At 42.6% G+C, this 24687-nt stretch carries 19 protein-coding genes; 12 read left to right on the forward strand and 7 right to left on the reverse strand.

Translation table 11 applies throughout. From position 1 onward, the window contains the following. The first annotated feature begins 2 nt into the window (after nt 1-2). The 8 genes from FHP88_RS11950 to FHP88_RS11985 all read left to right on the forward strand — a co-directional run bounded on the left by FHP88_RS11950 (nt 3) and on the right by FHP88_RS11985 (nt 10131). A complete protein-coding gene (locus FHP88_RS11950; RefSeq protein ID WP_144359297.1) occupies nt 3-1214 on the forward strand; it encodes a TIGR04063 family PEP-CTERM/XrtA system glycosyltransferase in 1212 nt (403 codons plus the stop codon). A gap of 45 nt (nt 1215-1259) precedes the next feature. Next, on the forward strand, nt 1260-2378 hold the full coding sequence (locus tag FHP88_RS11955) for a glycosyltransferase family 4 protein (protein WP_144359298.1): 1119 nt from the start codon (nt 1260-1262) through the stop codon (nt 2376-2378). Nucleotides 2379-2403: 25 nt separating this feature from the next. Continuing rightward, entirely contained in the window at nt 2404-3756 is a 1353-nt protein-coding gene (locus FHP88_RS11960) for a phenylacetate--CoA ligase family protein (RefSeq protein WP_335341568.1), read from the forward strand. Nucleotides 3757-3860: 104 nt separating this feature from the next. Further along, complete coding sequence (locus tag FHP88_RS11965) at nt 3861-5357, forward strand: lipopolysaccharide biosynthesis protein (RefSeq protein ID WP_144359299.1); 1497 nt, start codon at nt 3861-3863, stop codon at nt 5355-5357. Beyond that, nucleotides 5354-6565: a glycosyltransferase family 4 protein gene (locus FHP88_RS11970; RefSeq protein WP_144359300.1), complete on the forward strand. Its 1212-nt coding sequence runs from the start codon at nt 5354-5356 to the stop codon at nt 6563-6565. Before FHP88_RS11965 ends, FHP88_RS11970 begins: the two co-directional genes overlap by 4 nt. Nucleotides 6566-6634: 69 nt before the next feature. After that, nucleotides 6635-7834, forward strand: a complete 1200-nt coding sequence (locus FHP88_RS11975; RefSeq protein ID WP_144359301.1) for a glycosyltransferase family 1 protein — start codon at nt 6635-6637, stop codon at nt 7832-7834. A 50-nt stretch (nt 7835-7884) separates the two neighbouring features. Next, on the forward strand, nt 7885-9168 hold the full coding sequence (locus tag FHP88_RS11980; protein ID WP_144359302.1) for a putative O-glycosylation ligase, exosortase A system-associated: 1284 nt from the start codon (nt 7885-7887) through the stop codon (nt 9166-9168). Nucleotides 9169-9174: 6 nt separating this feature from the next. Continuing rightward, nucleotides 9175-10131: a polysaccharide deacetylase family protein gene (locus FHP88_RS11985; protein WP_144359303.1), complete on the forward strand. Its 957-nt coding sequence runs from the start codon at nt 9175-9177 to the stop codon at nt 10129-10131. A gap of 79 nt (nt 10132-10210) precedes the next feature. On the opposite strand, the gene FHP88_RS11990 is transcribed toward FHP88_RS11985, so the two are convergent. From FHP88_RS11990 to FHP88_RS12010, 5 genes are all read right to left on the reverse strand, one after another. Then, nucleotides 10211-12058, reverse strand: a complete 1848-nt coding sequence (locus FHP88_RS11990) for an asparagine synthetase B family protein (RefSeq protein WP_186297698.1) — start codon at nt 12056-12058, stop codon at nt 10211-10213. A 9-nt stretch (nt 12059-12067) separates the two neighbouring features. Next, nucleotides 12068-12724 (reverse strand): tetratricopeptide repeat protein, encoded by a 657-nt coding sequence (locus FHP88_RS11995; protein WP_186297699.1) that lies wholly within the window; start codon nt 12722-12724, stop codon nt 12068-12070. 14 nt (nt 12725-12738) lie between these two features. Then, nucleotides 12739-13689, reverse strand: a complete 951-nt coding sequence (locus FHP88_RS12000; RefSeq protein ID WP_144359305.1) for a glycosyltransferase family 2 protein — start codon at nt 13687-13689, stop codon at nt 12739-12741. Beyond that, the gene (locus tag FHP88_RS12005) at nt 13686-14690 is read right to left on the reverse strand and encodes a GNAT family N-acetyltransferase (RefSeq protein WP_144359306.1); all 1005 of its coding nucleotides are present in this window, start codon (nt 14688-14690) and stop codon (nt 13686-13688) included. The genes FHP88_RS12000 and FHP88_RS12005 overlap by 4 nt, the downstream gene beginning before the upstream one ends. Before the next feature lie 111 nt (nt 14691-14801). Beyond that, nucleotides 14802-16010 (reverse strand): aminotransferase class I/II-fold pyridoxal phosphate-dependent enzyme, encoded by a 1209-nt coding sequence (locus FHP88_RS12010; RefSeq protein ID WP_144359307.1) that lies wholly within the window; start codon nt 16008-16010, stop codon nt 14802-14804. Nucleotides 16011-16209: 199 nt separating this feature from the next. Here FHP88_RS12010 and FHP88_RS12015 point away from each other — a divergent pair, with 199 nt between their 5' ends. The 4 genes from FHP88_RS12015 (at nt 16210) to FHP88_RS12030 (ending at nt 21879) form a co-directional block, all read left to right on the forward strand. Beyond that, nucleotides 16210-16461: an acyl carrier protein gene (locus FHP88_RS12015; RefSeq protein ID WP_144359308.1), complete on the forward strand. Its 252-nt coding sequence runs from the start codon at nt 16210-16212 to the stop codon at nt 16459-16461. A 9-nt stretch (nt 16462-16470) separates the two neighbouring features. Beyond that, nucleotides 16471-18207: a hydrolase 1, exosortase A system-associated gene (locus FHP88_RS12020; protein ID WP_144359309.1), complete on the forward strand. Its 1737-nt coding sequence runs from the start codon at nt 16471-16473 to the stop codon at nt 18205-18207. Beyond that, on the forward strand, nt 18189-19472 hold the full coding sequence (locus FHP88_RS12025; RefSeq protein ID WP_260843275.1) for a glycosyltransferase: 1284 nt from the start codon (nt 18189-18191) through the stop codon (nt 19470-19472). Before FHP88_RS12020 ends, FHP88_RS12025 begins: the two co-directional genes overlap by 19 nt. Before the next feature lie 151 nt (nt 19473-19623). Beyond that, a complete protein-coding gene (locus FHP88_RS12030) occupies nt 19624-21879 on the forward strand; it encodes a hypothetical protein (protein WP_144359310.1) in 2256 nt (751 codons plus the stop codon). Here FHP88_RS12030 and FHP88_RS12035 read toward each other — a convergent pair. Together FHP88_RS12035 and FHP88_RS12040 are read right to left on the reverse strand one after the other, a co-directional pair. Then, nucleotides 21857-23089: a pyridoxal-dependent decarboxylase, exosortase A system-associated gene (locus tag FHP88_RS12035; protein WP_260843276.1), complete on the reverse strand. Its 1233-nt coding sequence runs from the start codon at nt 23087-23089 to the stop codon at nt 21857-21859. The two genes, FHP88_RS12030 and FHP88_RS12035, sit on opposite strands and share 23 nt — an antisense overlap. After that, on the reverse strand, nt 23086-24681 hold the full coding sequence (locus FHP88_RS12040; RefSeq protein WP_144359311.1) for an acyl-CoA ligase (AMP-forming), exosortase A system-associated: 1596 nt from the start codon (nt 24679-24681) through the stop codon (nt 23086-23088). The genes FHP88_RS12035 and FHP88_RS12040 overlap by 4 nt, the downstream gene beginning before the upstream one ends. Nucleotides 24682-24687: the final 6 nt, after the last annotated feature.

Consider the following 24687-nt stretch of genomic DNA (forward strand, 5'->3'; position numbering starts at 1 on the left):
AGATGAAAATACTCCACATACTTGATCACTCTATACCGCTGCACAGTGGCTATACTTTTCGCACACGGGCCATCTTAGAGCAACAACGCAAGCTGGGATGGGAAACGGCCCATATCACGAGCAGTAAGCACACTGCAGAGTATCAAGATACGGAGGAGGTAGATGGTTTACTTTTTTATCGAACACGACCTTCTGAATCCGCTTTAACACGCTTACCCCTGATGAACCAGATGGATGTGATCAACTCTTTAACCAAAAGATTGGATCAGGTGATTTCCATCGAAAAACCGGATGTCCTGCATGCTCATTCACCCAGTCTTAATGGAATAGCGGCCATTCGTGCAGGCAGAAAGCATAATCTTCCGGTGGTGTATGAGTGTCGTGCTTTCTGGGAAGATGCTGCAGTAGATCACGGCACCAGTAAAGAGTGGGGATTACGCTATCGCATTACCCGGGCACTAGAGACCTATGCCTTTAAAAACGCTGATGCTGTAACTACGATTTGTAGTGGCCTTAAAGGTGATATTCAGGCGAGGGGCATTCGCCCAGATAAAATCACCGTGATACCTAACGCAGTTGATCTGGTGCACTTTTCACAGCGTCAAGATGCGGATGATCGTCAGCTTTCGGATGAATTAAAACTTACGGATAAAAAGGTGCTGGGTTTTATCGGCTCATTCTATGCCTATGAAGGCTTGCTGCTGTTGGTAAGTGCATTGCCTGACATTCTCAAAAAAGCACCGGATACACGATTATTATTGGTTGGCGGTGGCCCGGATGATGCAAAGTTAAAGCAACTGAGTAATGAACTTGGACTCCAGGACAAAATTATTTTTACTGGACGCGTACCCCATGCAGATGTAACCCGGTATTACAATCTGGTCGATATTTTTGTTTATCCCAGACTGCATATGCGTCTGACTGATCTGGTTACCCCATTAAAACCACTCGAGGCAATGGCGCAGGAAAAACTGGTACTCGCTTCGGATGTGGGTGGTCATAAAGAACTGATTCGTGATGGAGAGAATGGACGCTTGTTCAGGGCAGGCGATAAAACCTCTTTAGCTAACGCAGCGCTTGATATGATTAAAAAAACTGACGATTCGAGCGAATTACGTCGGAACGGACTTGAGTATGTAGAGAAAGAGCGGAACTGGGTTGTGAGCGTGGCGAACTATAAAAACGTTTACAGCGCTTTATTGGCCGGAGAATAATATGCCTCCATTCCATATCAACAATATCAGTGGATAGCAAAAGATATGGATTTGGTTAAACCACAAAGCATCGCACTTGTTGGCCCTTTGCCACCGCCCTTTGGTGGAATGGCCAATCAAACACTGCAACTTGCAAAGTTACTTGAAGGTGAGGGTGTGGAAGTGGTATTGGTTCGTACCAATGCTCCTTATCGGCCGAAATGGATGGGTAGGATAAAGGGAGTTCGTGCACTGTTTCGACTTATTCCGTATTTGCTGAATATCTGGATGACACTCCAGAAGGTTCAGCTTGTGCACCTCATGGCCAATTCAGGTTGGTCCTGGCACCTCTTTGCTGCGCCTGTAATCTGGATGGCGCACCTCAAAAAAGTCCCTGTAGTAGTGAATTATCGAGGAGGTGAAGCCAATGCGTTTCTTACAAAGTCCAATTCCTGGGTAAGGCCAAGTTTGCGACGTGTCGCCAAAGTGGTTGTCCCCTCTGGGTTTCTGGCGCAGGTATTTGCAAGCTTCGATGTCGCATCAGAGGTGGTTCCAAACATTATTGACCTGGATCGGTTTAGCAGTGACGAAAAACGAACACTGAATAAATCTTCACCCCATTTTATTGTTTGTCGAAATCTTGAGGCAATTTATGATGTGGAGACCGCCATCCGGGCTTTTTCATCGATTGTTGCATCTTATCCTCAAGCACGACTAACCATTGCAGGTGAAGGTCCAGAACGGTCCGCTCTTGAACAGCGGGTGAAGGATCTCTGTCTTGAGCCGCAGGTTGCCTTTACCGGTAGGTTGGATCCTGAAAAAATGGCGTCGCTCTATAAGTCAGCCGATGTTATGTTGAATACAAGTCGTGTCGATAATATGCCCAATGCGCTTTTGGAGGCCATGTCAGCAGGTGTACCCATTGTGTCTACCGATGCGGGCGGTATTCCCTATATGGTGGAGAATGATCAGACCGCTTTACTTCGGCCGGTCGGGGACTGGCAAGGTATTGCGGATGCGGCGCTTATGCTTTTGCAGCAGGATACGCTTTATCAACGACTATCTGAGAATGGGGTTGAGGATGTCTTTCGCTACCGCTGGAAATCAGTTCAACCTCTGTGGATGGCTATATATTCAGAGGCTTTAGGAAATAAGCCGAATAATCTTTGTGCAACCATTCAATAATGAACTAACAGCCACACATATAATTATGTCTCTATATACAAAACTGGTCAGCAAATTTCTATTCCCCCTTCATGAGCAATTGAAAGGACACGATACCGTTGCGATCAGAAAAGAGATGGAGCAGAGCCAATGGTGGGATAGGGAGCAGATTAATAACTTTCAATTGGCTCGTCTAAAAAAATTGATGACTCATGTTTATCAGCATGTACCCTATTATCGCAACGTCATGGATGAGCGTCAGCTAAAGCCAACTGATATTTCAACGCTTGAAGATTTACAGCGCCTGCCGTTCCTGACAAAGCCTTTGATCAAGCAACATACCGATGAACTGAAATCTGATACCCATCCCCAACTCCAGCGATTCAATACCGGTGGTTCGACAGGTGAGCCGCTGATCTTTTATATAGGAAAAGAGCGTGTCACCCATGATGTTGCCGCCAAGTGGCGTGCGACACGTTGGTGGGGTGTCGATATCGGTGATCCAGAGATTGTGGTATGGGGATCCCCCGTTGAGCTAGGTGCTCAGGACAGAGTGCGTGAGTTAAGGGACAAACTACTCAGAACGGAGCTGATCCCTGCCTTTGAGATGTCTGATGATAATCTGAGTAGATTTGTTGAAAGAATTCGCCAGACGAGGCCAACGATGCTGTTTGGCTATCCATCGTCACTCTCATTGATTGCACGACATGCCAGGAAGCAAGGCATTGCTATGGATGATCTCGGCATAAAAGTCGCCTTTGTCACCTCTGAGCGACTATACGACGAACAGAAAAATGACATTGAATCAATATTTGGATGCCCCACCGCCAATGGGTATGGCGGCAGAGATGCGGGCTTTATAGCCCATCAATGTCCCTCAGGTAGTATGCACATCACAGCGGAAGATATCATTGTAGAGCTTATCGATAGCAATGGGGATGTAGTCCCACACGGTGTGCCAGGCGAAGTGGTCATTACGCATCTCGCAACGGGCGAGTTTCCCTTTATCCGCTATCGAACTGGTGACGTCGCTGTGTTGGATGATGCAATCTGTGAGTGTGGTAGGGGGCTGCCATTACTCAAAGAGATTCAAGGTAGAACGACTGATTTTATTGTGGCCCAGAATGGCACAGTAATGCATGGGCTGGCGTTGATTTATATCCTGCGTGACATACCAACAATACAAGAATTTCAGATTGTTCAAGAGAGCCTTGATCAAATTACAATTAAACTTGTCGTGTCAGATGAGTATAAAGAAACAGATACTCAAAAGATTGTAGAGGGCTTTCAAGCGCGGCTCGGAGAGAAAGTTGAAGTAAGTATTAAAAAAGTTGACAAGATAGTCGCAGAAAAATCAGGAAAATTTCGATATGTCAAAAGTAATCTAAAGCTCACTTAATCAGTCATGGATATTCATACCCCTTAGTGTAACACTCGTTAAGCTATAACTAATAAAACTCGAATGCAAAACACTCCATCAACTACAGCAATGAACACATCTCAATGAATGCACCTGCAGAAAGTATAAATCGACGGATGGCAAAAGGAGCAGGATGGAGCGTAATTTCCCGGCTGATTGTGCGCAGCCTTGGATTTATAAGTACCCTTATACTGGCTCGATTACTGGTCCCGGAAGATTTTGGCCTAGTTGTTGTTGCAACAACCTGTGTCGGCATTATTGAGGTTATGGGAGAGTTTGGTCTCGATACAGTGCTAATCACTCGGCAGGATGCCTCAAAAAGCGTATATGACACCGCGTGGACTTTACAGGTGTTGCGAGGAGCTGTTCTGTTTCTATTGGTATTTCTGGGCTCTGAATATTTGGCATCATTATTTGATGATGTCAGGCTGGTTGCTGTGCTCAACTGGTTGGCACTCGGGGCGCTTGTTCAGGGCTTTGCAAATATTGGTATTGTGGAATTCAGGAAAGAGCTCTTACTCCACAAGGAACTCATATTTCAGGTTATTCAAAAGCTGGCATCTTTTTTTATTACGCTAATATTTGCTTACTACTGGAGAAATTACTGGGCACTTGTAGCGGGTATATTGACTGGCCATGTGATTGGGCTTTTGTTGAGTTACCGCATGGTGACATACCGGCCTAGTTTTGACTTATCGGAATGGAAGTCCATTTTCCATTTCTCCAAATGGCTGGTGATTATTAATATTCTAAATTATGTGTCTAATCGTTCAGATAACTTGATTATAGGGAGTGCTGTAGGTGCTAAATGGGTTGGTCTGTACGGTGTGGCAAATGAGGTCGCGAGTTTACCCACAACAGAACTCATATATCCTATACAACGGGCACTTTTTCCAGGCTTCTCAAAAATAGCATCTGATCTGGATGAACTAAGGAGGACTTATCTCGCGACATTTTCACTCGTTGTGATGCTTGCTGCACCGCTCGGTATTGGAATCGCGCTTGTTGCCGATCCAATGGTTAAAGTTATCCTTGGTGATAAATGGCTCCTCGCCATTCCGCTATTGGAAATATTGGCTATCAGTGGTGCATTTCGTGTTATGGGCGCCAGTGCTGGCTCTGTAATGTATGCCTTGGCTAGAGTAAAAACAGTAACCATGATTGCTGGGGTCAGTACTATTACACGCGTTATCCTGCTTGTATGGTGGACTCATCTCGACGGAGCAGAAGGAGCGGCCTGGGCCATATTAGCAACAACAATATTCTCATTAATTATAAGCTTGAGTGTGCTAGCCAAGATGCTCAATCTTCCTCTATTCTTTGCTATCAGTAGCCTGTGGCGTACCGTTATATCGCTTATAGTGATGATCTATATGGTTTCGGCAATTGACCATATCCTGATATTTACAGATTCCTTCCGTGACTTGGTTACTCAACTCACGCTCAAGATTCTGCTAGGTGCTGTCACTTATATAGCGTTACATTTCCTGTTTTGGGTGTTGGTGGGTAAACCGAATAGTGCAGAAAAACGTATATTGGAACTTTTTTTTAGTGTGAAGAAGGAGACTATCACTAAATGAAAAAAATGGTAGGGGATAGCAAACAGCATCAAGATAATTTGGAGCGGCTACGCATCCTCTATGTTCTGCCTGGTTATCCAAGAATGGCGAATGGTCATCTCAGTTATGCCTCATGGTTGATTGATAAGATGAAGGATAAGCATGATATATCCGTTTTTGCCCCAGATGATTGTGCTGAAAAAACCATGCACTGTCATAAAGTAAATGATATTAATGTATACAAATTAATGATTCCAATGCCTATCAGCCGGCAGACTCCGATACGTACATTACTTGTTTGGTTGAGGTTTTTTCCTAGTGTAATTTATCAACTATATAAATTACTGGAAAGTAGAGAAATACAGGTCATTCATACAACTTACCATTCTTACAATTATATCTTTAGAATTCTATGCTTTATAAAAGGAATAAAGTACATCGTCACTTTACACGGAAGTGAAACAGTATATTTTAATAAAATACCGTGGCAACATCGTAAGTTAGTGAGGTTTGTCATAAGAGGCGCCGATGCGGTCGTGGCAGTTTCAGTGGCACTGAAAAAATCGGCAGGCGATGTATTTCCAGAGATATCTGATATTACTGCCATTCATAATGGTATCGATACAGAAGAAGTCCAAAGCGTCGATCAAAATAACGTTATTGTCGATTTTCCTCTAGAGTTACCAGATCGTTATTGTTTAATAGTAGGTCGCCTTCATCCAGTTAAGGGCATTGATATTGCCATTAATTCCTGGAATGAAGTGTATGCACATGATCCAGAGATCTATTTGTTGATAGTCGGGGATGGTGACGCTTACTCTGAATACCAGTCATTAATTAACACCTCAAATGCAAAAGAGCGAATTATTCTTCTTGGAGGGCAGGAGAATAGCACGGTAAGAATTCTGATGTCTAAAGCACTATTGCTTTTGCTACCTTCCAGATCAGAGGGACTACCGGCGGTTTGCCTTGAGGCAGGAATGGCCCGTCTGCCGATTGTTGGATCAGATGTTGGGGGCGTTTCGGAAGTGATAGATGATGCGGTCAATGGTTATCTTGTTCCTACTGAAGATCCTGTAGCTTTGGCAACCAAAACCATTGAGTTACTTACTGATGATGAGAAACGTATACGATTTGGAAATGAATTACGTTTCAAAGTACTTAATAATTTTGACAGTAGACTGTGCAGTAAAGCATATGATGAAATTTATAGGGCACTTTCTTTATAGTATGCATGGTTAAATATCACTAATAATCTTTAATATTAGTTTCCGTGCTGATGATCAGAGTAAAAAATAATGTCCATGACGGATAATGAAAGTAATCGATCATATGTTTTGGATGGCTGTGAGTTTGTCGTTATGGCTCCGAATAGCTGGTCCGGTCAATGGATGAATCGGCAACAACTGTTTAGTCGAATTGGACGATACTCAAAAGTTATATATAGCCAAGGCATCCCTTTTTCCTGGGAGTTAAGTGGTGCGTCACAATTGTTTGGTAATATAAAGAGCTATTTTAAGGATGATAATAATGTAACGGTCGATTTCCCATCTTCACTGCTTATACGTATAGGGAAGATACCTGTCCTCAATAAATTTGTATTGAAGTTGCACTCTAAAAACTTGGTTATGCAATCAAATAAAACACGAGTGCTCTATATTTTTCACCCGATGTTTGCCGAGTATATTGACACAATAGACCACGATATACTTGTCTACCACCCCTATGATGATTTCTCAAAGCAGGGAGTAATGAGTGAACAAAGTGTGGTGGAGGAGGCGTTGTTAATTAATCAAGCTGATATAGTCATCACTCCATCGCTGAGTCTAACACAAAATCTAAAGGTGGAGTATAACAGAGAAGATATCCATACTATTAATAACGGGGTAGACTTCGATGCGTTTTCGACAGGGAACATTAATACCCAGGCCACCGAAATATCTAGTTTAGCCAAACCAAGAATTTGTTATATTGGAAGTATCAACATAAAAGTTGATTTAGATCTTCTCTATTTACTTTCGAATGAATATGAACACGCAAGTATTATTTTAATTGGTAATGTAGGATTTCTGGGTCAGAAGAAAAGTGTGTTTGATAAACTAAAACAACAAAAGAATGTATATTTTTTAGGGTCAAAACCTCATACAGAGTTACCGGCCTATGCCAAGGCAATGGATTGTCTGCTCATGTGTTACGACACTTCACCGAAGCTATGGGCCAAATATTCTTACCCTCTTAAACTCAACGAATATTTGGCCACTCGAGTGCCTGTTGTAAGCTGCGAACTCTCTTCTGTGGAGGGGCTTGAAGAGCTGGTTGATGTGGCATACACCAATGAAGAGTGGGTGAGCTCAGTTAGAAATATACTTGAAGGGAAGTACAGTAAGATTAATGCAGGTTATGAATACGCAGCCAAGCAGGATTGGTCGAATCGAGTTGATGCTATTGTTGAATTACTTAAGTGCAAACTCAATGAGCATAAATTATCCCGACATTAATAGCCCTTTATATAATACTAAAACGAACAGGATAACGGTAATAGATCGATATGCGTGACCTACTTTTAGTACTTATTGTTTTTGGTTCATTGCCGTTAATTTTAAAGCAACCGTATATTGGAGTGCTTGTTTGGTCGTGGATTAGCTACATGAATCCCCATAAGCTGGCGTGGGGTTTTGCAAAGGGCTTTCCGTTTGCCTACATCGTGGCAATTGTTCTTTGTTTCTCAATTGTTTTTTCAAGAGAACGTTTAAGAATTCCGAGAACCGGTCTTACAGTTCTTTGGGGTATTTTTCTATTCTGGATGTGTATAACAACGCTTTTTTCAATCTTCCCAGAGTATGCTACAGATCAGTTAATTAAAGTACTCAAGATACAACTGGTTACGATTTTTACTGTCATGCTTATGACATCAAGGCGAAAAATTGATCTATTAGTCTGGGTGATTGTACTGTCCATTGGATTTTATGGCGTTAAAGGAGGGATATTTACCCTTCTTGCTGGTGGCGAAGCGCGTGTATGGGGCCCTGCGGGAAGTTTTATCCAAGAGAATAATAGTCTGGCACTTGCGCTGCTGATGATTCTCCCACTTATTTATTATCTGTACTTGCAAGCAAAAAATATTTGGATTAAGCGAGGATTACTGTTTTCTATGCCAATAGTGGCTTTATCTATATTTGGTTCACAATCACGTGGTGCCCTTATTGGTATTGTGGCAATGGGCCTATTTATGGTGATGAAGTCAAAACAGAAAGTATTGGCGTTCATGGCAATTATTATTATTGGCGTATTTGGTTTTATGTTTATGCCTCAGCAATGGCATGACCGAATGAGCACAATTGAGGAATATGAACAAGACGCCTCTGCAATGGGTAGGATTAATGCCTGGAAATACAGCATAAATGTTGCAAATGATAGAATTACTGGGGCAGGATTTGATTCGTGGAGTAGTTTAACTTTTGCGCAATACGCCCCAGATCCCGATGCTGTTCATGCGGCACACAGTATTTATTTCGGTGTGCTTGCTGATCATGGCTGGATAGGTTTACTGCTTTGGCTTGGTATCTTAGTTGCGGCTTGGCGAAGCAATAGCTGGATTATTAGAAATGCAAGGGACCATCATCAACTAAGTTGGGCTGTTAACCTCGCTCGAATGTTGCAAGTGAGCATGATTTCATACGGTTCAGCGGGGGCTTTCTTAAGTCTGTCTTACTTCGATCTTCCGTGGCACATCATTGCAATAATTGTCCTTGTAAAGGAAATTGTTAAAAAGACCCTGGTGTCGGGAGGAAAAGAAAAGGAAGTTTTATCTCAAACTAGGCTGGGTGTTTAATTTGCCATGTGGAAATCCATTGTTATATTTTTCTTTAGGCAAGCAGCATCCTATTTAGGGCGTAATAAGCTATCGATTCTTATCTATCATCGTGTTCATGAAGTAGAAGACCCTATGTGCCCCGGTGAGGTTGATTCGAATAAGTTCAATTGGCAGATGGAACTCGTCTCAAAAATATTCACTGTTTTGCCATTAACGGATGCAGTTCAATTACTCCGAGAAAATAAATTACCCCCGCGTAGTCTCTGTATTACCTTTGATGACGGCTATGCAGATAATGAAACTGTTGCATTACCCATTTTACAAAGGCATGGCCTAACAGCAACGTTCTTTATTGCATCCGGTTATTTGGACGATGGGCGTATGTGGAATGATACAATTATTGAGACTATTCGCTCTATTACAGCTGGAAAGCTGGATTTAACTGATCATGGATTTGGGGTGTTTCGACTAGAATCCATGGAAGATCGGCAGAATTGTGTTCAATCATTAATTTCGAAATTAAAGCATTTACCTCAAGAGAAAAGACTTCAAAAAACTTTGCAGATTGCCTCATTGACACCTAAGCAACTACCTACTGATCTTATGATGACAAGATCGCAGGTAAAAGCCCTGAGTGATGCAGGTATGGAGATCGGTGGGCATACTGTTTCACACCCAATTCTTTTGACCTTGAATCCTGATAGTGCGACTAAAGAAATACATAATGGAAAAATTCAGCTTGAGGAAATAACGGGAAATCCGGTTCGAACATTTGCGTATCCAAATGGGAAGCCAGGGGTGGACTATAGAATGGAGGATGTGGACATTGTTCGAAAATTGGGATTTGAATGTGCGGTATCAACACAATGGGGTGTTTCGAGTAATACGACGGATCTCTATCAGTTAAAGCGATTTACGCCTTGGGATAATGCACCATTACGATTCCTCATGCGGTTAATGAGAAATTACTTTGCTACATAACAGACAAGAGCTTTAGTATACAATTTGCACTGTTATTAAATACTACTTGGTGAAGTAAATGGTATTGTGTCGAATTGGATTAATCATTATTTGCATGGGCGGCCAGCCAAAACTCCAAAACTGTTAATATCCAAACAAGCTCACCATAGTACGATGCATGACCATGGCGATGAAGATCTATAACCTGATCTAGAAATGACTGATTGAAATAGTGTCGTTTTTTTAATTGCGATAATGTATCGTAAGCCATATCTTGGAGTGGTTTGTGGGTTCGCATCCATACCCCAAATGGCAGACCAAACCCCTGCTTTTTCTTATTAATGGTTTCATCTGGAAGCCATCCCTTTAGTGATTCTTTATAAAAGTGACGAAGCTTCTGGCCATCTAATTTCCATTTGTCCGGTATTTTAGTTGAGAAATGAACAAGTTCATCGTCAAGCATTGGGTACGATACTTCAACTCCCGCCATAGCACACATATGACTTACTTTACGCAAGTCATTGTCGGCCAGAGTGTACTGCCAATCCAGATATAACATTCGATTCAGTGCTGTTGCATCGTTAGGCGTATTATAGATATTTCTCTGATACTCTAATGGTAGTGCTGGATCAACCTCAGAGAGAAAATCGGTTGAAAATATCTCTTCCGGTTGATGTCGATGAAGAAAATTATATGTCTGAAGGCGGTCTGGTAGTGGAATATTTGCCTGAGTAATATAGCTTTTAATCTTTCCAAGAAGTGTCAGCTTACTGGGAAGTGCTGATGCAAGAGGTTCGATAGCGCCTGCTCTAATCCATCCGGGAATATGGTGATAGGCCTCAAAAACTCCCTGTTTAGCATAACGCTCATTACCTGCAAACAGTTCATCTCCACCATCACCTGCTAGTAGGCGTTCAATACCATGTTCTTTTGCGAATTTCGCGCAAAAATACGCAGGTAGCGCAGATGAATTACCAAAAGGCTCGTCATAGCTTGTGGCTACTTTTGGCAGTGCCTCAACAACATCTTCAGGTGTGACATAATATTCATGAAGCTTAACGCCAAAATGGTTTGCGGTAATTCTGGCAAAAGCCATTTCATCATAGCCTTTGGCGGAGAAGCCAATAGAGAATGCATCGGTCTGTTTATCAGCAATTTCTGACATCATTCCGACGACTGTAGAGCTATCAAGTCCCCCGCTTAGAAAGGCTCCAATCCGTAGTTGTGGATCAGAATATTTTTCAACTGATTTTTTTAGTAAGCCCTTAAGATCCCTGGTTAAACTATCAAAACCAGAAATGCTATTGCTCTCAAATTTAGGAGACCAGTAATTTGATACCTTAATGTCTTTCCCGTCAGTGTCAAAGAAACTACCAGCAGGGAGTTTATGTATTCCTGTGTAGATAGAAGAGGGACTAGGTACCATATGAAAATAAACGTAGTTGTAGATCCCCTGGTTACAGAGTGATGACGAAATATCGGGGTGTATGTGCAATGAACTCGCTGCCGATGAAAATACAACCCCACCGTTGATTTTCGCATAATATAGCGGGTGACGACCAAGGTGATCGACTGCACCGATACAACGAGTTTTATCTACGTCATTTATGATAACTAAAAAATCACCTGAAAGACTCTTCAGAAATTCAATGTCATTTTTAAGATAGGCTGCTGAAATTGCTTTGGCGGGACCTTCATTCTGTAGCTTCAGATTTAACGCTTCATCATCAAATACAGGCTTTCCTATCACTACAACGTTGCCTTTGTCTCCTAATTGGCAAATATCGCCTGTGGTAGCACATGCGCTATGTTGGTTAACTACTTCACTAAATGTGAGAGTGGTGTTTAGTGCACTCTGCATTGCCAATAAAGTGTCACTATTTCCACTATTGCGAGCATCAATATGATGCCAGCCACATAGACCGGGTGTAAGGAATGTTGTAGGCATTTAGCTATTCTATTTATTGGGCCACTGGCCGGCTGCTTTTAATTTATTACGTAATCCCTGCAGAGGATAGGATTGTGCATATGCGATTTCGGCATGCTTTTTAGCCTCTGAGAACTTTTTTTGTGCGACTAGTAAAAGGCCATAATTATAATGTGACTGAATGTTATCAGGGTCGAGCCTCAGCGCGGTCTGGTAATTGGCATCAGCTTGCTTTAGCTTCTTTGAATTGTGTAGATACATGCCATATAACATATAAGTGGTTGCGTCATTTGGGCTGTAGTTAATTGCCCTTTGAAACCAGCATTCGGCTGAAATTGGAATGCTTTTTCCTATCCTTTTAAATTTTAAGTGATACCGCGAAATAGAATTAAGTGCTCTGTGGTGATTTGGCCAAGCTCTAAGTGTGTAGGCTAAGTCGCCATAGGGAAGGGAGGAGGTACTACCCTTAACTAAGGTTTCAACATTTGTAGTGAAATGAGCTGACTCTACTAAATAGAGTTCTTTTGGATAATTTACTCGCTTCGTGTAATCAAAGGGTCCATATGAACCAATTGATCCAACACAAGGTCTGCCGGAGAAATCTTCACCAATAAATTGGGGATTCGTGTCAGCATAAAGAATGGTGGGTAATGTTGCAGCAAGTATACTAAGAAAAATGTTTTTCATATATGACATGCCATTTAAAAATAATTTAACGGTAATAGGAAAATAGCTCGGGGATCCATTTTAGATATTTTACCAATTAACTGGAGTGGTATATTTTTACCGTGCAATATTCTATGAATAATAAGCCTGGAAATTTCTTTTCGTAACAATTTTATTTTACTATTCAGGAAAATTTGTAGGTCATTATCAAGTACCAGTTCAGTCATTGTTGTTTTTCGATATTTTAGTTCATTATACAATCGAATTAATAGCTCTGTTGAACCCCACTTTGCACCAGAATATACATTAACGCCACGACCACATCGACACTCGGGTTTTGAAGAAAATGCTATTTTTTGAGTTTTCTTACAAACCTCAATCCAAAAAAGATAATCTTCTCCGGCACTGGTAAATTCTTCCCGGAATCGGATTTTGTCAATGACCGTTTTTCTGATTACAACTGTCGGTGTGCCTATGATATTGCCAGTAATAATTTGGTTTATCATATTTCCGTTGTACTTATGTAGAAACGGAGTATTACATATTTGACTATGCTCTTCTGGGTTTATTTTTTTTGCTCTTTTAAATGCACTGATATTTTGATCAAGCTGAAAAAAATCAGCAAAATAGAAATCGTATGATTCATTAAGCGCCATTACTGCGTTATAAATATGCTCAGGTTCCCACGTGTCATCTGAGTCAAGAAATGCTATGAAATCTGTAGTATCTTCAACTTTATCTAAGCCAAAATTCCTTGCGCTTGCAGGACCACCATTTACCTTGTCAAAGCATGATACTTTAATCCCATTTACTCTCGGCAACGATTTAATTTCTTCAATTGCTGATATTGGAGATCCATCGTCAATTATGATTATATGAATAGAAATATTCGCTATGTTTTTCTGGGAAATGACCGAGTCAATAGCCTTTTTTAGTATCCCTAACTGTTTTTGATAGTAAGGAATAATTACTGCAACTTTTATCATTGAGTACTCCAATTGCGGTTCATATTAATACCAAAGTTCATGTAATTAATATGATAAATAGTCCGCGCTTGATCACTCCACTTCGTATGCCAATCCATCACCTTCCCATAAAATTCGATTGATTTAACCTGCTTATCATCAAACAGCTGACAAAAGATATCCTGCCGCATTAGGAAGGCAGGTGAAGATGTCTTGATATTTTCATCATACGTTGTTTTGAGTATGACGAACGTTCCCCCTTGTTCAATACACAAATCAGTAGCAACAATCTCATCATTATAGGCGTACTGATAGATTCTGCTTTTACCGTTTTTACTGAAAGCCTGGAGTAAATTTATATAAAACTTACCTTGTGCATTATCAGTATGGATAGCTGTTCCGGTTTCCGATTTCCATCCAGCACTTTCAATCGCACCATAGACGCGAATGGCATCAGGAATAAATTCATGATTTGTGATGGTATTAAGGGATAGTGTTACCTGTTCTTTATCTAATCTATTTCGTTGACGCTTCAAGTTGTGCCTAAGATTTTTTCCTCTTGCGGCCCAATATTCCTCAAATGTGCCTGTTAATTCAATTTTGGCGGTATCTATATAGTCAAGGGTGCTAATCTTATCAAGGGTATCTGGTCTTGGGTAAATATCAGGGTCTTGCTGCGTGATTCCGATTTTTAGTGCTATCCCCGGTAATGCTTTACACAATGCTCCTAATAGCTCATTGAGAGGAATACTGCTTTGATTTATCCAAAAACCTAGTGGAGATTGGGAGGGCTGGTAGGTGTCCCAAACGCCAAATTTACGCTTTTCAAGAACCGCCATTGTGGCGATCTGACCCTCTGCTTCAAAGAGCGCCAATTTCCTGTTATCGGCCCCAAATGCATCAAGTGCGCATGATATGAACGAAGAGTTTAAAACGGGGCTATTAGTCCCTTCCTGATTTATACGATCCCACTCTTCCTGATAGTCGCAGAAAGCGCTGGCGGGTAGTACTCGCCATCCCATATTATTTTCCTTTTCCTAGGAGTGTTATTAATATATTGATTCTATTGGTATTGTGGATCGATTTCCAATACAAATACTACGATTGAAAACAATAGTCCTACTATGCCGTTGTCAAGCAAATACTTGTTTTATAGTATCAATCATCCAATCAATTTCTTCCCTATCAAGTGCTTGATGGCACGGGATCTGTATGAGGTGTCTGCTATAGAGAAAGCTGATTTGACAAGTGCTTTCATCAACGCCATCAGAAACAAATTCCCATCTCATTAATGGAACACCAGCCGATCGGAGTTTGTAAAATCCTGGGTCTGGATTTTCCACATAAAGGGGAAATACATAGGGTACCGTTGATGTACCAAGGGTTTCTTTCAGGGGATGATAGGCGCTGCATTCGCGTAGAGCATCTGCAAGATAGTTATAATTGTTCCTGCGCTTTTCGATAAGCGGAGAGTTTGGCAGAGTTTCAATCAATAGGTTTGTACTACGGGAGCTGCGAGTGTGTATCCATTCATGGTCAAAATCAAACCCCCCCCCTGATGCAACGGGTGCACTTTTTGTGGACTGCCCTCGTTTTATACGGTTGTTTTTGACCGATCTCCACACGGCACTCATCATAGTCAAAGGGAGTATCAGTAGCCATTTAAGTACCGGGAGCCTTCCGTATTGGAAAGATTTTTCAAGATTATTTAATAATGACTGGAATTCGAAGCCCTTCCCACCAGAATGTAAGGTAACGCCTGATAGATCGTGGCGATTTGAGACCAGGCATCCTCCATCAAAGACCGGGAAAAATTTCATCAGGCTACCAATGGCATAGTCTCCATAGCTACCTACAGGTAAATTATTGACTTCGCCAAAAAAAGCATGAGCGCAGTCCTCAATCAACAGAAGGCCATGTTCATCACAAAAAGCCCGTAACTTAGGCAGGTCTTGCATAAATCCAAAATAATGTGTTGCGAGTAGTGCTTTAGTGTTGCGGGTAAGCTTTTTAGCCACATCATCCAGGTCTATGGACATATCAGGTAGAATTTTGTAATAAGTGGGTAAAGCACCCGCATGGAGTATCGGGGCAACCATAGAACTACAATGATAGGCAGGCACAAGCACTTCATCACCCCGCGTTATTTTCCCCAATTCTAAGGCCAGAGCAATAGCCATCCGCCCACTTGTCAAATAAAGGGACTGCCCGACGTCGAGTAGATTGGCTGTTTTGTCATCACTTCCAAAAAATGCATTCGCAGTGAGTACTGGCCCCGGTGGAATTTTGGGACAGTCGTCAATTGGGGGCTGGGTGTGATCTGGGATGGTTGAGACTTCCATGCAATTTATACTGATTATATCCAGGTAAATAATTAATTGATCTATTAGGCGTTGAAGTTCATGAATAATAACACTTTCTGTGCCAATAAATTGTAATATAATTCCCGCAGCATTATTCGCAATGCTAGATAGTTATCATCAACATCTGTTTCTTAGATGCTAAGGTGTTTGCGGAAATTATATTTACTAGGAGATTTTGATGTCCAATTTGTCGGATACGATTGAGATTATTGCCGAAGTGTTACAGCTAGGTGAACGGGCGACTCGTTTTGATGCCGATACCCCGTTACTGGGTAGTGTCCCCGAATTTGATTCAATGGCCGTTGTATCCGTAATCACAGCGATTGAAGACAACTATGGATTTATAGTTGAGGATGATGAGGTCTCTGCCGAGTTGTTTGAAACCGTGGGTAGCCTGCATGAATTTATAGTTCAAAAAAGCGCTGATTGATCAGTACCCATGCAATCCCGATTTATTCAAGGAAAAGCAGGGGCGATTCACCTCTCTCTCTTTCACCCCAAAAATACCACAGACAGTTGGGTGATCTGTTTTCCTCCTTTTGCCGAGGAGATGAATAAAAGTCGTAAAATGATGAGCGCCCAGGCTAGATCGTGGTCATCTACTGGTATTGCGGTGGTTATTCCCGATCTGTACGGGACAGGTGATAGTGGTGGTGACTTTTCGGATGCAGATTGGGACACATGGTGTACTGATATGCTCGGATTGGTTGCATGGATTAGAGGACAGGGGGGTAAAAAGATTTATTTCTGGGGTATACGGCTTGGTTCACTGCTTGCTCTGGAAGTCAGTAAACAACTTGCTGGAGTGGTCTCGGGTCTATTGTTTTGGCAGCCAGTCATCAATGGGCAGCAGTCAATGACTCAATTTCTGAGACTACGGATGGCTGCCAGTATGATGGATGGAACTCAGGAAAAGGTAAGTGACCTGAGAAGTCGGTTGGAAATAGAGGGTGCGTTAGAGGTTGCCGGTTATGAGTTATCTTCGAAGCTCGTATCCAGAATTGATGAACTCTCGATGCAGAATATAACGCCTAATGCTGGCTTGCCGGTCTTTTGGTTTGAAATATCGAGTAATACTGAAAAGCCGTTGTCGATTGCGAGTAAGAAGATTGTTGATCAGTGGCGGCAAGAGGGCATAGATATTGATGCTGAATTAGTTGCGGGTGATCCCTTTTGGACAACGCAGGAAATAACGATGGCCCCAAGTCTGATTAAAAGAACCACAGATGCGCTTATAGCAAATAAAAGTATTTCAGAGGGTGAATCGGTATTTTTATTGACTGATCCTGAACCACAGGATTTTATCAGTGAGCATACGGCCTCTTTTACTTGTAATAATGAGTTATTGCCTGCCATTGTTCATCCAGGGAAAAGAGCAGCTAAGCGTGGTGTCTTGATTGTGGTTGGTGGGCCGCAGTATCGCGTGGGTAGTCATAGACAGTTCGTCCTTCTGGCGAGAGATTTAGCGGAGAAGGGCGTGCCTGCGTTTCGGTTTGATTATCGGGGTATAGGTGATGGGACTGGTCTCCTGACTGGTTTTGATAACATTAGTGATGATATCTGTTCAGCAATAGATTGTTTTCAAATGGAGTGTCCTTCTGTTACAGAAGTCGTGATTTGGGGGTTGTGTGATGCGGCCACTGCAGCCGCTTTTTATGCTCCATTGGATAATAGAATCAGTGGGCTTGTTCTGCTCAACCCTTGGGTGCGGAGTGAGGTAGGCGAGGCGAAAGCGTATATTAAGCACTATTATGTGAAGCGCCTGTTAAGCAAGGGTTTCTGGAAAAAAATAATTAGTGGACGGTTTAATCTGTTGCAATCTTTACACTCACTTCGGCAAATGATCAGGAAGGCATCTGGAAGAACAGATAGTCCCTCGAATACCTCCACGAAGGATATCGACATGATAATAAACACCCCTGGCTTATCCTTAGGCCATAAAATGGAGGATGCCTTGGGACAATTTAAGGGTAAGTTATTGTTTGTGCTCAGTGGCAATGATTTAACAGCGGCGGAGTTCCAGCAAACAGTTGATGCATCGCCCCGTTTCCAGACTATATTGGATCAGGGAAATAGCCGGACCATAAAAATGGGGGATGCAGATCATACCTTCTCCAGAAGAGTCTGGCGCAATTCAGTGGCTACCGAAACAGTGAATTGGCTGAAATCATGGTGAAGCGTGTACTTATGGTGGCCTACCATTATCCTCCTGTTCAAGTAAGCAGTGGTTTACAGCGAACCCTCGCTTTTTCAAAGTACATTCGTGAACATGGATGGGCACCTATAGTCCTGTCAGCAAATCCACGTGCATATGCCAATGTCAGTACGGATCAGCTGCAGGATATTCCTTCTGATATTCCTGTGGTTAGCGCTTTTGCGCTTGATACGAGTAAGCACCTCTCAATTGGGGGACGTTATCTGGATGCTCTGGCACTACCTGATCGCTGGTCCAGTTGGTGGCTTGGTGGTGTTTGGTCCGGTTTACGGATTATCCGTAAATATAAACCAAAGTTGATATGGAGTACTTATCCAATAGCGACCGCTCACCTCATTGGATTAACACTTCACAAGCTGACAGGTTTGCCCTGGGTGGCTGATTTTCGAGATTCCATGACGGAGCCGACTTATCCGAGAGAAGGGGCCAGACGTAAAGTGTTTTTGTGGATCGAAAAGAGAACTGTTCACGCCTGCTCGAAAGCGATTTTCACAACACCTGGCGCAGTTGAAATGTATAGGGAACGGTATCCTGATTTACCAAGTGATAAATGGCTATTGATGCCGAATGGTTATAATGAGGAGATTTTTTCAGAAATCGAAAATGTTGATTCACTCGGTGCAACTCAATCCCTGGTTAGAGAGGATGGCCCTATAACATTGGTACACAGTGGCGTTATATATCCAGACGAAAGAGATCCAAAGCCTTTTTTTCAGGCAATATCTGAGTTAAAGAAACAGCATAAAATTAATGGAAAGGGATTAAAGGTTATCTTGAGAGCAACAGGCCATGATGAGCAATTTCGCCCCATCCTTGAGGATCTGAATATTCAGGATATAGTAAATCTGGAAACTGGAATACCTTATCGTGATGCATTAAAAGAGATGTTGTTAGCAGATGGGTTGATTATTTTTCAAGCAGCAAACTGTAATCATCAAGTCCCGGCGAAAGTTTATGAGTACTTCAGAGCTCGTAAGCCAGTATTAGCACTTACAGATGCAGCAGGGGATACTGCCAAAACATTGGCAGATGCTGGATTGACTGATATCGCCCCACTTGATGATTCCGAATTAATAAAGCAAACATTGTTGGCGTTTATGACTAAACTAAAGTCAGGCTCAGCGGCAATTGCTTCAGATGAAGCTGTAGCGAAGTACTCACGACAATCAGCTGCTCGATTATTAGCGAAATGGTTTGACGCGATTTTGCAATCAAAGGTTCAATAATAGCCAATAGAATAGGTTTTTAGATTGAATGATGTATAGGCTAAATTGCGATGTAATAAAAGTAAGTTCGAGTTGAACACTGAGTAGCTAGCGGCGGTTATTCGTTTCTTGAATTCTAACTACGGTATAGATACTACAGGATGTATATAATATGCCTATTCTGCTAATTATTTTTTTTCTTCTTTTTCCATATGATTTTGCTTTTTCGGGAGTTGATCATTTGGCCGCCGATTATCGTCCTCTGCGTGGTAAAAATATTGATGACTGTGCCAGTAAACTGAAATCTCGATCAGGTGGCTGGTGTGAGATTCGCCACAGTGACCTTTACCCATCAATTTCTTCTGTATGGCCTAAAAATATTGATAATAAAACGCGGATGATAACTGGTCCATCTTCAATTTTGCATGCATGGAATAGTGCTGCTTTTGACGCTTCAAGATATAAACTATTCTTTATGAGTGGTGGACATGCAGACTATGGTGGAAATGAAGTATATGAGTTTGATCTTAAAAATGGTTCATGGAGTAGAATTACTGAGCCTTCGCCATTGGATTACTTATTTATATCAAGAGATTATGATGCTGATAAGAAAAAACCATGGCGTAGACTGTGTTGGATACCTAACATCAACACAGTACCAGCAAGCACGCATACATATGACGGGCTTATCTTTAGTGATATAACACAAACTATATTCTTGTATGTAATGGGTGCTGCTAATGGATCCTGTATTGAGGATCAGAGTGATAAATTTAAAAGTGATCCCCTCGTCTTGGGAACAACTGCAGATACGATAGGTTGGTATGAATTCAATCCAAGTAATAAAATCACTCAAAACAACTTGCCTCCTTTATCCTGGAGAAAGGTATTAACTTTTGAGCAGTTGAAAAGTAAAGCAATACATCAAGGGTATCCGGTGAGTACACTACTCAATAATGGGAGTATTGTTTTCGGTTCCAGATATAAAACAGTTAAGTACAATCCAGAAAACATAAGTCAACGATCCTTCTCGCCATTTTCAGCGCAGGCAGATTGGGGTGATGGAACAAAGATTTATGACTCTTACAGAAATATCGTATGGTCATTGCACAATAAGGCGCTACTTGCATTTGATGGAGATAGGGGGAGTTTTCTTTACAAGTTATCAGCTGATTCCCCACATGGTAAATCCTTGGCGGTTGCTAAGGATAAGCGGTTGTATGCGTGGGATGGCACATCAAGCATTTCGGTTATTGACCCCGATGGTGATCGACAATGGAAAACACTTGAGTGGAGTATTAATGGCCCACCAACAGGTGATGGCAGAGTCTACGGAAAATGGGTCTATCTGGATAAGGAAGATTTGTTTGTTGGATTATCAACCCATAAAACGGGTGTGTGGGTATATAAACATCCTGAAAATCCGACTTACACACAGTACTCGAACATTAATCCACAAGATCTGGTTAATAAATCCAAGCCCGGTGATAAAGTTACAATCCCTCCTGGCACCTACCGGCATGGGATATTTGTCAACAAATCACTTCATCTTGGGCTTAATGGTGTTATTTTTAGGGGTACTGTCAACAAGAAAAGTATTATTAATATTTCCTGTGATAACTGTAACGTGTTGATCGATGATTTTGTCGGTGATGGTGCAGTCGCTAATTGTCAATGGGGGAATTGTGCTGGGATTAAAGCTGAGGGAAATAATTTCAACCTAACCTTGAAGAATGCACGTATCAGTAAAACGGTTATGGGCGTTCTTACTGATAACCGTGGCGGTCAGGTGATACTTGAAGACAGTATAATAGAAGACACAGGAATAGGCGGTGGATCAAGTACGCTGGGCCACGGTTTTTACGCTGGTGATATCGATAAGGTGATCGTCAAAAATTCGATTGTTCGGCGCTCTTTTGGAAAGGGGCATATCTTTAAAAGTAGGGCGTCTGACACTTTGATTGAGAACAGTGTGCTCGCAGGACTAGATGGGCGTCACTCCAGAATCATTGATTTTCCCTGTGGGGGCAAACTGACCATTCGGAATAGTGTACTGCAACAAGGAAAGCAGACGGATAATATTGATTTGATAAGTGTAGGTACAGAACCGCAAAACTGCGGTGGTGGAGTTCATTCATCAGATATATCAATAAAAAATAGTTGGTTGATATTTGATAGGGAAGAATCAGCGGATGAGCCATCCGCCGATTATGGCTTTAATAGAATATTTACCTGGCGCGCACCTGTTTCTCACTTTGATGTGTCACAGAACCGAATCATAGAGAGTACCGGACGTATGCGTTTTGATGGAGAAGATCATATTCCTGATATGAGCCGCCAGAATCAGATGTTTCAAAGCCGAAAGGATGCTGGTCTTGGACCTGTAGAGATACCCTATAAAGGCATTATACAAAAACCTCTATTGTAGCCGGATGACTCAGAAAACCTTGAGGACTCGCATTGAGCCCATAAGCACCTGATTGATAAACAACAATCAAATCACCAATAGTAATTACCGGTAGTTCAATCTTATTGGCAAGGATATCGAGTGGCGTACAGAGTGGACCTACAACATTCACAATTTCACTATTTTCACTGACTACATGGTTACCAACACAAACGGGATAGTTTTTTCGAATCACTTGGCCAAAATTCCCTGATGCCGCCAGATGGTGATGTAATCCACCATTGGTTACGATAAAGGTTTCTCCCCGCGATATTTTTTTGTCAATCACCTCACAGACATAAACGCCGGCTTCTCCCACGAGATAGCGACCCAGTTCTATAACAATTTCTGCATCGGGTAATCGAGTCTTACATTCATCGACTAGACTTTGCAGATTGTCCGCCACAGGTTGCAGATCAAGCGGCTTTTCGCCTGGGAAGTAAGGAATACCAAAACCACCACCAATATTGAGCCAGGTAATAGGTGAGGGTGCATATTCTGCCATTCGATAGGCGAGTTCAAAGGTGTTTGTCTGGGCCTCAATGAGTGCTTCAGGCCGAAGATTCTGTGATCCACTGAAGATATGAAATCCCTGGAAATCCAGACTCAAGTTGGCAATACGCTTAAGCACATCCGGCACACGTTCAGCATCAATGCCAAAGGGTTTTGGGCCACCGCTCATTTTCATGCCAGAAGTTTTTAGTTCAAAGTCCGGATTAACGCGTACAGATACACGGGGTTGGATAGATAACTTGTTGCCAATAGTGGCAATGCGTTCCATCTCACCTTCTGATTCCATGTTGATGGTGACACCGGCTGCTACAGCAGCGGTCAGCTCTTTATCACTTTTTCCCGGACCGGCAAAACTGATCTTGTCTGCAGCCATGCCGGTATCCAGTGCAACCTTCATCTCACCCAAAGAGGCAACATCCAGTCCATCGGTCAATCCTGACAGGTGTTGAACCACCGCAGGCATAGAGTTGGCCTTGATGGCGTAATGCAGATGGATCTCTTTTGGCAGAATGGCGCGAAGTTGCTGTAGTCGATCTGTTATTACCTTGCGATCATAAGCATAGAAGGGGGTCTGTCCTACGCGGGATGCCAGTCTGGTGAGCGGAATTCCACCAATCAGCAGCTCGTTATCCTGAATGGGGAACTGCATCATATCTGCATGCTTGGGTGTCTCTTTCATGGCGCTGTTTTTCCCAGGAAGATATCCTTGTATTCAGTCGAGAGTCCTTTTCGGTCTATTTTTCCGTTCTGATTGCGTGGTAGGTTCGATTTTACCTCAATAGCCTGGGGAATCATGAAGTTTGGTAACTCCTTCTGGCAGTGCTTGAGTATGGCTTCACGATCGGTGTTTTCATCGCCCGCAATCACCAGCAAGATGGCCTGTCCCAAGACTGGATGTGTCAGACCTAACGCGGCCACTTCATTGACCATTTTAGAGCTGTAGATAACCTCTTCAATCTCGGTTGGGCTAACCCGATAACCGGAGGTCTTGATCATCTCATCTTTGCGACTAATGAAGTAGAGATAGCCCTCTTCATCTTTTTTTACCTGATCACCTGACCAGACCGCTATCTCTGTCAAGGGTATCTCTGAGAGTTGACTGGGGCTGGGTTTGAATCGCTCGGCGGTCTTTTCCGGATCATTCCAGTAGCCCATTGCAACCAATGCACCCCGGTGAACCAGTTCACCGGGCTCTCCAGGGGCGCATTCCGAGCCATCTTCTCTAATTACCAGAATTTCCGCGTTAGGTATCGCCTTGCCCATCGACTCAGGGCGGCTATTGACCTGATCGGGTGGAAGGTAGGTTGAACGGAAGGCTTCGGTAAGACCGTACATGAGAAAGATATTGGTTTGTGGAAGTGACTGCTGCAATTTTTGAGTGGTGGCCTTGGGCATCGCGCCACCGGAATTGGTGATATAGCGAAGTGTATTGACAGCGCCTTCGGGCCACTCGAGTTGTGCCAGCTGGTTCCATAGAGGTGGCACAGCGGCCAGCCCGGTGATTTGATAGCGTTCTACAGCGCGGATAACGTCTCTGGGCAACAGATAATCCATCAGCACGACGCTGGCCCCAACACTGAAAGCCGTGGTCATTTGACTTAAGCCATAGTCAAAACTGAACGGAAGTACAGCTAATAGTCGATCATCTGCATTGTTCTCTAGATACTCCGCCACACTTTCAGCCCCCGCTACCATGTTACGGTGGGAGAGCACTACGCCTTTGGGGTTACCCGTGCTGCCGGAAGTATAGAGAATGGCTGCCATGTCGGTATCAATGCGACGGTGTGTTTGGGTAACAATGTCAGAAGAGTGGGAGAAAGCCGTTTCCCAAGTGAGGATACTGATATTGGAGACAACAGGTAATTCAGTTTGCTGTTGTCCGACAATGATCACTGTACGCAGGTCGTGACACTGGGCCAGTGCATCAGACAGCAACCTAAGACGATCAGCAGAAGTAATCAGTACCCGGACATTACAATCTTTCAGTATGTAGGCTACCTGATGGGGTTTGAGTAGCGGATTAACGGGTACAAATACCCCGCCAGCCTGAGCTGCACCAAAGAGGCCAAACACCGTTTCCGGTTGTTTTGGCAGATAGATAGCAACCCGTTCAGATGGCGCTAGGCCTAATTGAATCAGTCCAGTGGCAGTTGAATCTATCTCTGTCTGAAGTGCCGCATAGCTGTACTCGGTATTTTTGTGGATAAGTGCAGTTGCGGTGGGGTTTTGTTGAGCAGAGTTTGCTATAAATTGGTGGATCAATCCTGACATCCTGAT

Source organism: Sedimenticola selenatireducens, assembly GCF_007625115.1.
GTDB lineage: Bacteria > Pseudomonadota > Gammaproteobacteria > Chromatiales > Chromatiaceae > Sedimenticola > Sedimenticola selenatireducens_A.